Raw genomic sequence first — 14,221 nt, 5'->3', positions numbered from 1 at the left:
CAGCCGCCCAACCCCAGCACACCGAAAGGCTCCCACCATGAACGTGCATACTGCCGACGCACCGAGAACGACCGGATCGGACTCCCTTCGCGGGTTCTTCGCCTCACCCACCTATCTCCGGCTCGACATCCGTCGCGTCATGCGCAATCATCGCGCGATGATCTTCACCGTCGCGATGCCAGCCCTGCTCTACCTGGTCTTCGGTGCAACCCAGAAGACAAGCGATGCAGTGGGATCCGGCAACGTCGCCTTCTACGTCCTCATCGGCATGGCCGTCTACGGAGCGATCCTGGCCGCAGCCACGAACGCCGCATCGGTCGCGATCGAACAGCAAGCCGGGTGGACCAGAACGCTCATGATGACGCCGCTACAACCCGCGGGCTACGTGGCGACGAAAATCGGTGTGGCCCTTGCGATGGGTGCACTGCCCATCGCGGTGCTCTGCATCGCGGGCATCGCCACCGGCGCACACTCACCCTTCGGTGTCTGGATCGCGTGCCTGCTGCTCGGGTGGATCGGGGCGTCGGTGTTCGCGGCGTTCGGCCTGGCGGTCGGCAGCCTGATGCGGTCCGACGGTGCGATGCAGGTGATGGGTGGCGTACTGGCACTCCTCGCCTTCGCGGGCAACGTCTTCGTCCCACTCAAGGGAACCATGCTGACCATCTCCCAGTTCACGCCGATGTTCGGGGTCGTGACGTTGGCCCGCTACCCCCTCGACCACGGGGTGACCGTCTACGGCACGCACATCGGACTCTGGGTCGCCATCGCCAATCTGGTCTTCTGGGCCGCAGTGTTCTCGATCGCCGCCGCGGTCTTCTACAGTCGCAGTACACAGCGCCAGTGAGTCAGCGGGCCAGGGAGCCAGTGAGCCAGTAAGCCGACGACGGAACAGCAGGAGAACATCGCCCATGACGGTCGAGAGTGCGTGATGGCACAGCGGTTTGGCCTCAAGGCTGACGCGGTGGCACCCTGGCGCAATCTGCGCTGGGTGTTCACCGCTGTCTGGCTGATCTTTCTCGCCTACCCGATCGGCGCGGTGGCCACCTCCGATCACTCGCCCGCGACAAAGGCGATCGGATTCGCCCTCCTGACGCTGTTCGCGCTGTCCTACCTGTGGGCCAGCGTGTACCTGCTCACCGGCCGCTCAGCGACCGATCTGCGTGGCGTGCCCTTGTTCGTGCTGCTCGCGCTCCTGATGGTGGGGTTACTGCCGATCATCGGCGAGAACGCCTTCGGTGCAGCGCCATTCCTGATGGTCGTCGCCGCCTTCTGTTTTCCGACGCGGTGGGCGCTGATCTGCGTCGGCACCGTCGTCGTTGCGTCGGTTGCCGTCCCCCGTCTCTTCGGGTGGCACACCGATGCCAGCATCGTGCTCGTCCTGCTGGCCGTCGGACTGACCATGCTCGGATTTCGAGCCGTCGCGGTGCGCGAAGGAGAGCGCGAACGCGAGGAGGAACGTCGACGAGAACTCGACGCACGGCTGGCCGTCGTCGCAGAACGCGAGCGTGTGGCGCGCGACGTCCATGACATCCTCGGCCATTCGCTCACGGTCATCAGTGTGAAAACCGAACTCGCACAGCGGCTCGTCGAACTCGATCCGGAACGCGCGCAACGAGAACTGGGTGAGATCAATCAGTTGACACGCGATGCGCTCGCACAGGTGCGCACAACCGTCGGTCGCATGCGCACACCCGATCTGCCCGACACCATCGCCGGGGTCGACAGCGCGTTGCACGCGGCGGGCATCGCGGCCACGTTGCCAGAGCCGACCGTCGACACCGAACACGCCGAACTCTTCGCCTGGGTGCTGCGCGAGGCCGTCACCAATGTCGTCAGACACAGCGGAGCACAGCACTGCGAGGTGCTGATCGACGAATCGTCGATGTCCGTTCACGACGACGGTGCAGGCCTGGGCGACGCCGAGCACGGCAACGGGCTGCGCGGACTGCGCGAGCGCGTCGAATCTGCCGGCGGCACAGTACACTTCGACTCCGATCCAACGGGAACGACAGTGCGGGTACATATCTCATGACCGACTCGATCCGACTACTCCTCGCCGACGACCAGGCGCTCGTTCGGGGCGCGCTCGCCGCACTGCTCGACCTCGAACCCGATCTCGAGGTCGTCGCCCAGGTCGGCCGAGGCGACGAGGTGGTCGACGCCGCCCGCGAATCCGGCGCGCAGGTCTGCCTGCTCGACATCGAAATGCCCGGAGCCGACGGCATCGAGGCCGCTGCCGCGATTCGGACACACCTCCCGGACGTGCGCTCGTTGATCGTCACGACGTTCGGCCGCCCGGGCTACCTCCGTCGCGCGATCGACGCGGGAGCATCGGGATTCGTCGTGAAGGACACTCCCGCAGCCCAACTCGCCGATGCCGTCCGACGCGTGCATGCGGGACTGCGCGTCGTCGATCCGACGCTCGCGACGGAAAGCCTTGCCAGTGGCGACAATCCGTTGACGTCGCGCGAAACAGACGTGCTGCGTGCCGCGCTGTCCGGCGCGACGGTGGCGACGATCGCGGCGCAGGTCCACCTGTCCGCGGGCACCGTGCGCAACCACCTGTCGTCGGCCATCGGGAAAACCGGTGCGAGCACGCGCGGCGAGGCCGCGCATATCGCGCGTGATCGCGGCTGGATCTGACGTCTTCTGCGCGCAGAAAGTTGCACCCCACGGGCACCTCGCATGTACCGGTACGTACGAAGGCACCGAGAGGCGTAGCTTTCTGCGCGACGGTTCCCATCCGCGGTCCACACCTGCTCCGAATCGCTGGTGCTCATCCACCGACACACCGAACACTGGCAAGCAAAGAGCTTCACATGCGGAATACGGCCCGAATCGCATTGGGTGCACTGGTCGCAACGGCAGGCGCGGGAGCGATCGCATTCGCCGCGGCACCCGACGCCGCTGCCGCACCCACGATCTGTCCGGCTCTCCCAGGACAGAGCTCGACAATGCCTGGCTGCACAGCAGATTCCGGCCCCACAGGACTGAGCCTGGCGGTCGTCGACAGCGGCGGCACCGCGTCGTCCAAGGCAGACAACTACGCCGGTCCCGCAGCAATTGCGGTGGGGCCCAAGGCATCAGTGACGATGACGGGTATCAAACCGGGACTCGCGATCGGCATCGCCGGACCGGGTGCCACCGTCGTCGTCGACGGCAAGAACGGACCCACCTGCACCGGCGGCACCTCGTTCGCAGGCGACTTCCAAACCCTCAAGGGCTGCTGGAAGCCCTGAGCCAGAACGTCTTTCACTCACCTGTGACCGCCTACGCCCGGCGGTGTCACAGGTGTAGTCCACGGAGATAGGCGGCCTGCCCGAGGTGTTTCGCGTCGTCGTCGACGATGCTGACCAATCGGACGCCGAGCGTGACGGGAGGATCCCACCGCTCGTCCACGATCCGGTCGAGGTCGGCGTCGTCGAGCGTCGTGAGGTAGGCGACCGATGCGTCGTGTGTGGCGTCGTAGTAGCCGAGCAACTGGTCGGGTTCGGCTACTACGCGTCGCGTCTGTTCGGGCGACTGCCCGTAGCCGGTGGCCTCCTTGTCGAACGGCAGGGCGAAACTCTCGTACCAGCCATCTCTGATCCAGACCTGGTCGAAGTCGGCGACATCGGCGATCTGCGCGTCCTGGACTCGGGTGAGGTGCCAGATCAGCCAGGCAATGGTGTTGGCTCCCGGTGCCACAGTGAGGCCCAGTCGCTCTTCGTCGATCCCGTCGAGGACACCGTGTACCCCGTCTTTGATGCGGCCCAATCCGTCGAGGAGAACTTCCGAGGCGTTCATGCCAACCATTCGTACCCCTTTGGCCCGCGGTGCGCACAAACCTGGCGTGACCCGACGTGAGGCCGGACGATCAGCCGAGTGTCTGACAGCCATCACGTTTCCGCCTCCAGCTCGCGGGCTAGCACGCCGCGACCCATCCGCTTCAACGCATTCGACATGAATTGCGTCGCCCACCAATCGCCGGGTCTATGGCGTCACCCCGCGGATCGATCGTGGGACTACAACACACTCGACTACTGGGTCGAGTTGGCCCGGCTCCTGGAAACGGGCGGATTCGACGGCCTGTTCATCGCCGACGTACTAGGCACCTACGACGTCTACGCGGGCACAGACGAAGCCGCGATCAGGCAGGGCGCGCAGATTCCTGTCAACGACCCGCTGTTGCTGGTGTCGGCAATGGCTCACGCGACGGAGCACCTCGGCTTCGGGATCACCACGGGCACCGGATTCGAGCATCCGTATCCGTTCGCGCGCCGATTGTCGACGCTGGACCATCTCACCAAGGGCCGGATCGGCTGGAACGTGGTGACCGGCTATCTGCCGTCGGCAGCACGCAACATGGGCGACGACGATCAGCTGGCGCACGACGACCGCTACGACCACGCCGACGAATACCTGACGGTGCTCTACAAGCTCTGGGAGGGCTCGTGGGAGCGCGACGCGGTACTCCGCGACCGCACCTCCGGGGTGTTCGCCGACCCGTCGAAAGTGCACCACGTCGGACACCGCGGTAAGCATTTCACCGTGCCGGGCACTCACCTGTCCGAGCCGTCACCACAGGGCTCGCCGGTCATCTACCAGGCGGGGGCCTCACCTCGCGGCCGACGCTTCGCCGCCCAGAACGCCGAAGCCATCTTCGTCGCGGCTCCCACCAAGCAGATCCTCCGCGACACCGTCGCCAAGATCCGCGACGAACTCGTCCTCGCAGGTCGCGATCCCTACGACGCACGGATCTACACGCTCCTGACGATCATCACCGACGCCACGCCGGAAGCCGCACGCGCCAAGGCGGCCGAGTATCAGCGACTCGCCAGCGACGAGGGATCACTGGTGTTCATGTCGGGCTGGATGGGCATCGACCTCGCGTCGTATGACCTCGACGAACCGATCGGCAACGTGGCGAGTAACGCGATCCAGTCGGCGGTGGCCGCCTTCCAGCAGGCATCCGACACCGGCGAGCAGTGGCGGGTGCGCGACATCGCTGCGTGGGGTGGCATCGGTGGAATGGGTCCGGTGCTGATCGGGTCGGGAGACGAGGTTGCAGGGGCTCTTCTCGACTGGGCCGCCGACACCGACGTCGACGGCTTCAACCTCGCATATGCCGTGACGCCCGGCACCTTCTCCGACGTCATCACCCACGTGGTGCCCGCACTGGAGCGGCGAGGTGCCTACGGACGGGAGTACGTGCCGGGTACGTTGCGCAACAAGCTGTTCGGACGCGGCGACCTGCTTCCGGACAACCACCGCGGAGCGTCGTACCGCGTCGGCGGCAAGGGATCGACCATCGACGACTCGGTCCGTGACGTGGCGGCACGAGTCGACGCCGTCGGCGCCACACCGAGCTGACTCGCCGCCTATTGTGGCGGGGTGAGTCGCGATCCCGGACCCCACCGCACACACGTCGGACACTCGCACAGCCATTCGCTGTCGGAGATCCCGGCGGCTTTGTCTCCGTTCGCGAAACGATTCGTCGTCGTCACGCTGACGATCGCCGGTATCGCCGTCATCGTCGGCATGGTGCTGCTGTGGCCGTCCGGTGGGAGCCATCCGATTCCGCCGCAGTTCCGAGGCGCAGACGGCGGGGCGATCACGACGGTGTCGGGCAAAGTGGTCGGGCAATCGCGTGGCCCCTGCCTCAACCAGCTCGTCGGAACGGCGCAGGATTCGCCCGATTTCGGCACAACGCCGACGCCGAACGGCCCGTGCATCGAGAACACCGTCAAGCTCGAATCTGGAAGCGACTCAGGCAAATACACATTGCTCGAGATCCCGACGAATCGGGCGCAGGCCGGCAGCGGCCCGGACAGTGTCGCACCCGACCCGTCGACCCTCGACGAACCGCAGGCGGGCCAACCGTCACTCTCCCCCGGCGACGCCATCCGGCTGAGCACGGTACCGGGCCCCGACGGCGCGCCGCGCTACACGTTCTTCGACTTCGCGCGCGGGATACCGACACTGATCTGGGCGGTGCTGTTCGTCGGCGCGGTGGTCCTGGTTGCGGCCTGGCGTGGCTTGCGGTCGATCATCGGCCTCGTCTTCGCCTTCGCTGTCCTCGGCGTATTCACCTTGCCCGCGATTCTCGACGGTGAGTCGCCCGTCGCGGTGGCCGTGGTGTCCTCGGCCGCGATCCTGTTCGTCGTCTTGTATCTGGCGCACGGCATCAGCCTGCGGACGAGTTCGGCGCTCCTGGGCACGTTGAGCTCACTCGTGCTCGCGGGCGTGCTGAGTTGGCTGGCCATCAGGACCATGCACCTCACCGGCTTGTCTGGCGACCAGACCACCAATTTGCAGGTCTACCAGGGCAGCATCTCGATCAGCGGCCTGCTGCTCGCCGGATTCATCATCGGCACCCTCGGCGTTCTCAACGACGTCACGATCACCCAGGCATCAGCGGCATTCGAACTCGCAGGCGCGGGAGAGCCGACGAGACTCGCGACCTTCCGGGCCGCGATGCGCGTCGGCCGAGACCACATAGCGAGCACCGTCTACACCCTCGTCTTCGCGTACGCGGGCAGCGCGCTACCGCTTCTCCTCCTGTTCTCCGTTGCGCGACAACCGTTCTCGTCGCTGCTGACCACCGACGCGGTCGCCGTCGAACTCGCCCGATCGTTCGTCGGCGGCATCGCCATCGCGCTGTCGGTGCCGCTGACCACAGCGATCGCCGCCGCCCTCACCCATCCGACGCCGCGCGCGGTGGAGCCGGCGCGCACACATTCCGGTGCGGCGAAGCCGGGGCGCACGCAGTCCGGCGCAGTGGGACGGGGAACACGCACGACGTCCGGCGCGCCAGACGCCTCGGTGCGCGCAACCCGTCGCATCGACAACGGGCGGCCCGTCAACGACCATCCCCCAACCGAGTCGGCATCCCGTGCCGCACCCCACAAGGCACATGAGCTACCGAGCCCCCACGACCGGGGCGTCGACCCGTCACCTCCGCGCACCGGTCGCCACTCCATGCCAGACTGACACCGCCGACCGGGCGCCCCAGACTGCCGTGCGCCTCAGACTGCCGAGTGTGCGCCGTTCAGAGGGCGGGACACTTCCCCGCAGGAATCAATGTGAAGTTCCGGCCGAGCCAGTCGCCGACCTTGGTCAGCATCTTTGTGCCGTCCTCGAATGTTCCGCTCGTCGGACGAGCAGCCATCGAGACCGCGACCTCCCCCTGATCGGTCGCGATGAGGCCGAGCTGGCGCACCAGATAACCAGGTGCCGCATCGGTGGCAGGCCCCCAACCACCCTTCACCGCGGTGACCGCGTGCTGCTTGGGACCGAGATCAGCGATGCCCCACCGTTGATTCGGCGCCACCGAACCCATGTGGTCGAGGATGTTCTTGGTGTTCGGCATGCACGGCAGGTGCGCCCCGAAACGCGCCTGATCGGCCAGCGCCCATTGTGTATAGCCCGGATACGAACGCGGAGTATCGATCTCCGAACTCACCCGAGTCGTCACATCATGGCCTTCGCGCAGCACCGCGGTCACCGCGTCGACCGATGCCCTGCCGCCGCCGAGCGATCCCCAGAGGTCGCCTGCGGCGTCGTTGTCGGAGAAGGTGATCGCCTTGTCCTCCTTGGCGAGGATCGATGCACCGTTCTTGCGCTCGGCTGCCAGCGCGACGGGAACCTTGAAGGTCGACCACGCCCGCCCCGTCTTGAGCGACCCGAACGACTGTGCGGCGTCGGACCCGACGGGTACCAACGACACTCCGATTTGGCCGGGAATCGACTTACGAATCGACTTCTGCGCAACCGCCCAGCTGTCTGCGAGCCTCTTCGCCGGAGGTACCGGCGGACGCAGCCACGTCGCAATCGGCTCGGGTAGTGGCGGCGGTCGAAACCGGGGCGGGGCCGCATGCGCGCTCCCTGCACCGAGGACGATCGTCGTCACCGCGACGGCGATCAGCACGCAGAGTCGTTTCGAAATAGTCACATCTGTCCCTCTACTCACTTGAGTAACAGACGTTACGGCCCGGTCGCGCCCCAAGCGACCCCGAGGGCGTCACAACTCGGTCACACCCGGCCAGCACCGAGGAACACCACCGTGCACGGGCGTGGCGTGGCTGTCAGGAGGGCTGCCCGACGCCCCTGCCCGACGCGACCGCGAGCCGCACCAGTTCGGCACCGGCAACAGCCCTCTCGAGTTCTTTCGCTCGCGCCACGTCGTCGGCGGCCGAGGGCGTCTGCCACACAGCGACCGGAGACAGAGAATCGTCGAGGAACAACTCGCGACACCGCCCACGTTGGATCTTGCCGCTCGATGTCGTCGGAATCGACTGCGGCTCGACGAGAAACACCGAATGAGGATCGACGCCGTATCGATCGGCAACCACAACACGCACGCTCTCGATGATCTCGGCGAGGGCGTCCGCATCGAGTGAGCCCACACCACGGTGGTCGACGTCCACCTCCTGGACGATGACAAGTCGTTCGACCGCGCGCAATCCCGGCGTGAACGCGAACGCCGCGCCACGACCGGATGTCAGGGATGCGTGGCATCCTTGCACGGTGAATTCGATGTCGTTGGGATAGTGATTGCCACCGCGGATGACGACGAGGTCTTTGCACCGACCGGTGACGAACAACTCGCCGTCACGCAGAAATCCGAGATCGCCGGTGCGTAGGAACGGCCCTGCCCCGGTGTCGGCAATCGACGCGCCGAAAGTGTGCTCCGTCTCCTCGGGCCTGCGCCAATATCCCGCCCCGACACTCGTACCCGCACACCAGATCTCGCCGACCTTTCCCTCTCCGCACTGCACGTGCGTCACTGGGTCGACGATCACCACCTCGCCTGCGCGTGGCTCGCCACACCCGACAACAGTCATCGCACCCGCCGGGTCGTCGCGCTCGACGACTCTGTCTTCGGCGAGCACCTCACGATCGAGATGCATCGCGCGAGGCTGCGCCGAACCGGGCCGACCGGAAACGAGAAGCGTCGCTTCAGCCAAACCGTAGACCGCAGAGAATGCCTCGCGCGCGAATCCCGCGGGCGCAAAGGCTCCGGCGAACCGCCGCAGGGTTGCCTCCTGCACGGGTTCAGCGCCATTCATCGCGGTGTGCAGCCTCGAAAGGTCAAGTGCTGCACGTTCTTCGGAGGTGCTGTGTTCGACGCACAACTCGTAGGCGAAATTGGGCGCAACGGTGTAGGTCGCGGCACACGAGGAGAGTAGTTCCATCCATGCCATCGGCCGTTTGATGAACGCCGTCGGCGACATGAAATGTGCTGTGCAACCGAGATAGATCATCGACAGCACCCCGCCGATCAACCCCATGTCGTGATGAGACGGAAGCCAAAAGGCGCCGACGTCGGAGTCTGAGCCCTCCCACGACGATCGGATCGCCTCCATGTTCCGCATCAGGTTGTCATGTTTGAGGACAACGCCTTTCGGCGTCGTGGTCGATCCGGACGTGTACTGGATCATCGCGACCGTAGTCGCGTCGATGTTCGGCGCGACCCAGTCGTCGGCATCCGCCGAGACCACGTCCATCAGACCCCAGGTGAGGTCGCCGCCCTCGCCGAGCGTGTCGAGCATCGTCTTGATGGCCGGCTGCGTCTCCGACACTCCCAGCGCGAAACGTGCGCGCGCATCCGGCACGACCGAAGACAGTCGCGGAGCCAATCGCTCGTGCACCGGAACCGCGACCGCGCCGGCATAGACACATCCGAAAAAGCCTGCGATATGGTCTAATCCGGGTCGACAGAGCACCAGTACGCGCTCGCCTGCCGCACCCTTACTCTGCAACTCGGCAGCGATCGCGCGCGCCCTGTAATCCAGATCACGGTAGGTCAGCACACTCGCTTTCTCGCCGTCGCCGTTGTACGAGAAGTCAAATGCCACCTTGTCGGCGTACCGATCCGCCCGCTGCCGAAGCAGTTCGAGCAGAGTGTCTTCGGTGAGTTTTGCGTGCTTGGACATCGGCCACCTTCGTCGATCGTGATCTCGGCGCCGCGTCGAGTCCGCGGCCCCGTAAGACGACGACCCATCGTTCGCATTCCGTCCGGGCCGTCGGGCGCGAGGGACATTACCCGAGCATCGGTTGCAGGATGCCGCTTTTCTCAGGTTCCACGCCCACTACGACACCGAAACCTACTCTTCAGTACCACGCTATCGCGAATCTTTGACTAACTATCGCAAGCGATTACAGCGCGCTGAGCTGGTTCTTTAATGATCTAACGACACCAAACGAGCCCAGTTAATGGTTCGTGTACAAAAGCAAATTTACCGAAAAGGCCCTCTCTCAGCTCGCTCTGGCTCTACGTTCAGACTGCACTCAAGTTCTTGCACACGTCCCCGAGGAGAGTCCGTGCAGCGTTCCGCTCCCATCGCCCTGCAAGGCGATATCGAAGTTCCGAAAAAAGCCCCCCGCGCGTGGGTTGCCGCTGGTGTCGCCATCGCAGGCGCGAGCGTCATGGCCGTTGCACCCGGCGTCCATTCCGAGGTGCCCACCGCGTACAAGGCCACCACCGAAGCGACCGTGCGTCTCGCCGCCGACTGGAAGCCACTCGAGCCGTATATCGACGCCTTCAATGAGGCATCGAAAAACGCTGCGACTCTTGCCCATAACTACTTCCTGGCTCCCGGGCTGCCACTGCAACAGATCATCGCCAACCAGTCGAAGTACCTCAACGACGTTCTGAACGATCCGTCACAGGCCGACGACGTCCTCAAGAAGATGCGCGCCAACCTCGAAGCCGTGATCAGCGGCGTCACCGGGATCGGCGTGGCTGGTAATGCGCTCGACACCATGAAGAACCACAGTGTCGACGGCCTGCACGGTCTCGTCCTCGGGCTGCTTCCGTCGCTTCTACCCGCGGGTGGATCGATCGATCCAGAAGTAATCACCGCAGTCATGAACGTGCTGACGTCACCGATGAGTGGCGTGCTCATGGGCCTCGTCGGTCCAGTGATCAGCCCGGCCGTCGCAGTCCTGAACAGCGGCATCGCCATCGCCGCCGCGATCCAAGCTGGCAATCCCGATGCTGTCTTCTCCGACGTGTTCTCGGCTCCTGCCAACGTCGTCGGAGCGGTATTCAACGGTGCCACACTCGATCTCACAGCCCTCACTCCACTCATCAACGACAGCGGCCTCTTGGGAACCACCAAGCTCAACTCCCTCGACATCGCGTTCGGAGGACTGTTCACTCCCGGTTCGGTGGGACGAGGCTCCTACGATGGCCCCGTCGACCCCGACAACCCCGACAACAAGATCCCCGCACCGGGCGGGTCGATCTTCAACAGCATCGGTCTGGGGGTCGATCTCAATGGGATCGAAATTGGCATTCCCGGGCAGGCCATCGGTCCGATCGGCGCGTTGGAAGGCGTTTCCCAAACCGTCGGCGCCCTTCTCGGTGATGGCTGGGATGGCAAGAGCGGCAAGCCCGTCCCGCCGCTAGCCGGTGTGGAGTTCCCGACCATCTCCGACGATGCCGCCGACAATTGGGCTGCGGCCATTCAGAAGCTCGCCGACACACTGCTGGGCAAGAAGGATTCCGAGACAACAACCCCCTCGCCGGATCCCGCCAAGACCGCAGCCGCCGTCGCGATGACAAGCGTCGCGCCGAACTCTGTCGATTCGGCGAAGGTCGATGCAGAGAAGGTCGATGCTGAGAAGGCCCAGTCCGAGAAGACTGCGCCGGTAACGACCGAGTCGGCGCAGGCCGAAGTCGTAGAGACGCAATCGAGTTCGGCGCCGACGGGCTCGTCCAGCGAAGTCCAGAACTCCTCCGAGGCAAAGGAATCCACCTCGTCGAGTTCGTCGACCGCCCCGGCCTCGTCATCGACCGGTAGTTCTTCGGACTCGACTCAGAGCTCCACGTCCAGCGGATCGTCGACGTCGAACTCCGGCACCGACGCTCACACCACCAGCTCTGTGAACGCCACGGGCTCTGCGGACGCCGAAAGCAGTTCATCCTCGGACACGTCGAGCACCTCCGGCGACTCGAGCGGCGCGTCGTCGACCTCGGGCAACTCTACGTCGTCTGCCAGTACCGACTGAGGTCGCCACCGCACCGCCATCGTCAACGGCAGAGCGCCGGATCCGCCACCGGGTCCGGCGCTCCGCTCGTTGCCTTACCGCCGAGGGATGGATGCGAAAGGCCCGCACTACACCTTCAGCAGGTACCGCGGGGAAGCCGAGCGACGTTGCGGTTGAGCCAATTACCGATCGTGTTGAGCGCGGCGATGCCTCCCGACATCGAGCCACCTGCGGCACTCATGGCGACGGCGGTCTGACGTCCGTCGGAGGACGTGATGAGTCCGATCTGCCTGACCAGGTAGGAGCCATCGACACCCGGACCCCAACCGCCCTTCACGGCAGTCGATTTCGGCGTCGACATCACCTCGATGCCCCACTGCTGGTTGCCTGCGACCTGTCCCATCAGCGACACGACGTGCGATGTTCCCGGCATGCATGGCAGATGGGCGGTGAACGTGGCGGCGGCAGGCAACGTCCACACGGTCTGCCCGAAGACCGTGAATCCGGCGCGCAGCCTCTGTGCGGGCACGGTCGACTGAGTGTCGCCGCCCTCACGCAGGACCGCGGTGACCTTACGAGCGGCGACGGCATCGCTCCCCAGCGACGACCACAGCGACTCGGCAGAAGCGTTGTCGGAGTTGATGATCGCGTTCGATTCGGCGGCCGACGGACCGTTCTCGCGCTCGGCCGCGACAGCAAGCGGAACCTTGATCGTCGACCATGCCACCTGGGGTGTGTTGTCGCCCAACACAATCGGATCACTGCCGCCTCGGCCAACGGGGGCCAATGCAACTCCGACGGGTACTCCGACCTGCGCGGCGAGCGCTGCGAACCCGCGGGCCCGCGGGTTCGCGACAGGAGCACTCGACGGCACCGACGCAGACGTCTGCGACGTCGTCGAACCGGTCACCGTCACCGTGACCGGAGTGATCTGGTTGTCACCGCGACCCGTCGTCGAACAGCTCGAAACGCCAAGAGCGCACACGGTGACCAGTCCGACGACACCGACCAGACCGCGCAGGTCAGTAGACATAGACCACCGCGTCGTTGCCGCCGCGACAGGCGACGACACCACCTTCCGGACCGCAGGACATGACGTAGCTCATTCCCGTGACCGGGCTGTAGGCGCTGATCACCCGCGACTGTCCCTTAACCTCGATCCACCGATCGGCTTTTGCGGTGTGGTGAAAAGTGTTGAGCACGTTCGGCCTGGGTGGCGGGCATGAGTCAGTTGCCGATCTCTGATGTCGGCTTGTTTCACCGGGTTTCGGGATCGAGGCTGTTGGGCCGGGGTGGTTAGGGCCAGGTTGGCGGTCTTCGGTGAATAGTGTTGTCGAACAACAGGTTCCATTCGGTTTCCCACGGCCATCGGGCGGGTAGGTGCATGGTGATGCGCCGGGCTGAGGACGCGATACGCGCCGGAATGCAGATCAGGGTGCGGCGGACCGTGGATGTGGTGGCTTTGGCCAGACGCCCGCCGCTGAGGCTGGCGGCAGCACGAGTCAGGTTGAACGCGATGACCGCACACACCAGCCAGGCGGCGTTCGCGCAGAACTTTCCCGACGGCAGATGCGCGAGCGCGGAGGCTTTGAGATCGGCGTGAACTTGTTCGATGACCGCGTGGGCGCGGTGGGTCTTGTCGGCGGTGACGGTGTCGAGGTCGCTGGTGGTGAAGAAGGCGTGGAATCGCCACACATCGAACAGGCCGTCGCCCTCGGGTCGGAAGTCGGGGATACGGCGCACCACCAGCCGCCCGGGAACCTGCAGCGCTTTGGCTTTGGAGGTGAACGCGGTGAACGCTATCTCGGCGACCTCGGCACGTGAGATCCACAGTCCGGTGTCCGCGTCGAGAATCGCGTCGGTGTACTCGATCTTTGTCCACGCATCGGCTGCGATCTCGCTGATCGCCGCACGTATCCGCAAGTCTTGGCGCACGGTGACCGATACCTGGGCGCCGGCACCGATCGCAGCACTGACGGCGCGGTGACCGTAGAACGCTGAATCCGCCCGCACCAGCACCGGCCCCGACGCGTCAGTCGACCGCAGACGCCGCACGCTAGCCAGTGTGTCGGCGATCAACCGATGGGCTCCGCGGGCGGAATTGCATGCTCCTTTGCGTAGTCGTTGAGCAGCGATCACCGGTGCACCGTGGGCGGTGCTGATGGTGGTGATCGCCGAGTTGAGCCCCCGTACCCGGGTGTAGCCGAACCCAGCGCCCTGTTTGGCCGGGCCGTGGACCTCGATG

The 14,221-nt window shown here is 65.3% G+C and carries 13 protein-coding genes; 7 read left to right on the top strand and 6 right to left on the bottom strand.

Translation table 11 applies throughout. The features are described from left to right. Positions 1–37: 37 nt before the first annotated feature. From A5777_RS18395 to A5777_RS18380, 4 genes are all read left to right on the top strand, one after another. Positions 38–844: an ABC transporter permease gene (locus tag A5777_RS18395; protein ID WP_064863749.1), complete on the top strand. Its 807-nt coding sequence runs from the start codon at positions 38–40 to the stop codon at positions 842–844. An 84-nt stretch (positions 845–928) separates the two neighbouring features. Further along, the gene (locus tag A5777_RS18390; RefSeq protein ID WP_064863748.1) at positions 929–2,032 is read left to right on the top strand and encodes a sensor histidine kinase; all 1,104 of its coding nucleotides are present in this window, start codon (positions 929–931) and stop codon (positions 2,030–2,032) included. Next, entirely contained in the window at positions 2,029–2,643 is a 615-nt protein-coding gene (locus A5777_RS18385; RefSeq protein ID WP_064863747.1) for a response regulator transcription factor, read from the top strand. The genes A5777_RS18390 and A5777_RS18385 overlap by 4 nt, the downstream gene beginning before the upstream one ends. Before the next feature lie 176 nt (positions 2,644–2,819). Beyond that, the gene (locus A5777_RS18380) at positions 2,820–3,239 is read left to right on the top strand and encodes a DUF6764 family protein (protein WP_064863746.1); all 420 of its coding nucleotides are present in this window, start codon (positions 2,820–2,822) and stop codon (positions 3,237–3,239) included. A gap of 46 nt (positions 3,240–3,285) precedes the next feature. Here A5777_RS18380 and A5777_RS18375 read toward each other — a convergent pair whose 3' ends face one another. After that, positions 3,286–3,786: a mycothiol transferase gene (locus A5777_RS18375; RefSeq protein WP_064863745.1), complete on the bottom strand. Its 501-nt coding sequence runs from the start codon at positions 3,784–3,786 to the stop codon at positions 3,286–3,288. 78 nt (positions 3,787–3,864) lie between these two features. Between A5777_RS18375 and A5777_RS18370 the strand changes: the two genes are divergently transcribed. Together A5777_RS18370 and A5777_RS18365 are read left to right on the top strand one after the other, a co-directional pair. Beyond that, entirely contained in the window at positions 3,865–5,352 is a 1,488-nt protein-coding gene (locus tag A5777_RS18370; protein ID WP_269447012.1) for an LLM class flavin-dependent oxidoreductase, read from the top strand. A 21-nt stretch (positions 5,353–5,373) separates the two neighbouring features. Then, entirely contained in the window at positions 5,374–6,972 is a 1,599-nt protein-coding gene (locus A5777_RS18365; RefSeq protein WP_064863743.1) for a YibE/F family protein, read from the top strand. Positions 6,973–7,030: 58 nt separating this feature from the next. Here A5777_RS18365 and A5777_RS18360 read toward each other — a convergent pair whose 3' ends face one another. Both A5777_RS18360 and A5777_RS18355 read right to left on the bottom strand, forming a co-directional pair. Continuing rightward, on the bottom strand, positions 7,031–7,933 hold the full coding sequence (locus tag A5777_RS18360) for a hypothetical protein (RefSeq protein WP_197502416.1): 903 nt from the start codon (positions 7,931–7,933) through the stop codon (positions 7,031–7,033). Between the two features lie 133 nt (positions 7,934–8,066). Continuing rightward, the gene (locus A5777_RS18355; protein ID WP_064863741.1) at positions 8,067–9,917 is read right to left on the bottom strand and encodes a fatty acyl-AMP ligase; all 1,851 of its coding nucleotides are present in this window, start codon (positions 9,915–9,917) and stop codon (positions 8,067–8,069) included. A gap of 388 nt (positions 9,918–10,305) precedes the next feature. Here A5777_RS18355 and gjpA point away from each other — a divergent pair, with 388 nt between their 5' ends. Continuing rightward, complete coding sequence (gene gjpA / locus A5777_RS18350) at positions 10,306–11,997, top strand: outer membrane porin GjpA (RefSeq protein ID WP_064863740.1); 1,692 nt, start codon at positions 10,306–10,308, stop codon at positions 11,995–11,997. 115 nt (positions 11,998–12,112) lie between these two features. On the opposite strand, the gene A5777_RS18345 is transcribed toward gjpA, so the two are convergent. The 3 genes from A5777_RS18345 to A5777_RS18335 form a co-directional block, all read right to left on the bottom strand. Further along, a complete protein-coding gene (locus A5777_RS18345; RefSeq protein ID WP_064863739.1) occupies positions 12,113–13,009 on the bottom strand; it encodes a hypothetical protein in 897 nt (298 codons plus the stop codon). Next, a complete protein-coding gene (locus A5777_RS18340) occupies positions 12,999–13,178 on the bottom strand; it encodes a hypothetical protein (RefSeq protein ID WP_064863738.1) in 180 nt (59 codons plus the stop codon). Before A5777_RS18340 ends, A5777_RS18345 begins: the two co-directional genes overlap by 11 nt. 94 nt (positions 13,179–13,272) lie before the next feature. Next, positions 13,273–14,221: IS1380 family transposase (locus A5777_RS18335; protein WP_064863737.1), on the bottom strand; the 949-nt coding region annotated here is incomplete at its 5' end.

This window comes from Gordonia sp. 852002-10350_SCH5691597, assembly GCF_001665715.1.
Lineage (GTDB): Bacteria > Actinomycetota > Actinomycetes > Mycobacteriales > Mycobacteriaceae > Gordonia > Gordonia sputi.
The sequence above is the reverse complement of the archived record's forward strand: the minus strand, read 5'-3'. Positions and strand labels throughout refer to the sequence as shown.

Coding starts and splice junctions, on each gene's coding strand:
- A5777_RS18395 (WP_064863749.1), top strand. CDS start 38: ATGAACGTGCATACTGCCGACGCACCGAGAACGACCGGATCGGACTCC.
- A5777_RS18390 (WP_064863748.1), top strand. CDS start 929: ATGGCACAGCGGTTTGGCCTCAAGGCTGACGCGGTGGCACCCTGGCGC.
- A5777_RS18385 (WP_064863747.1), top strand. CDS start 2,029: ATGACCGACTCGATCCGACTACTCCTCGCCGACGACCAGGCGCTCGTT.
- A5777_RS18380 (WP_064863746.1), top strand. CDS start 2,820: ATGCGGAATACGGCCCGAATCGCATTGGGTGCACTGGTCGCAACGGCA.
- A5777_RS18375 (WP_064863745.1), bottom strand. CDS start 3,786: ATGAACGCCTCGGAAGTTCTCCTCGACGGATTGGGCCGCATCAAAGAC.
- A5777_RS18355 (WP_064863741.1), bottom strand. CDS start 9,917: ATGTCCAAGCACGCAAAACTCACCGAAGACACTCTGCTCGAACTGCTT.
- A5777_RS18345 (WP_064863739.1), bottom strand. CDS start 13,009: ATGTCTACTGACCTGCGCGGTCTGGTCGGTGTCGTCGGACTGGTCACC.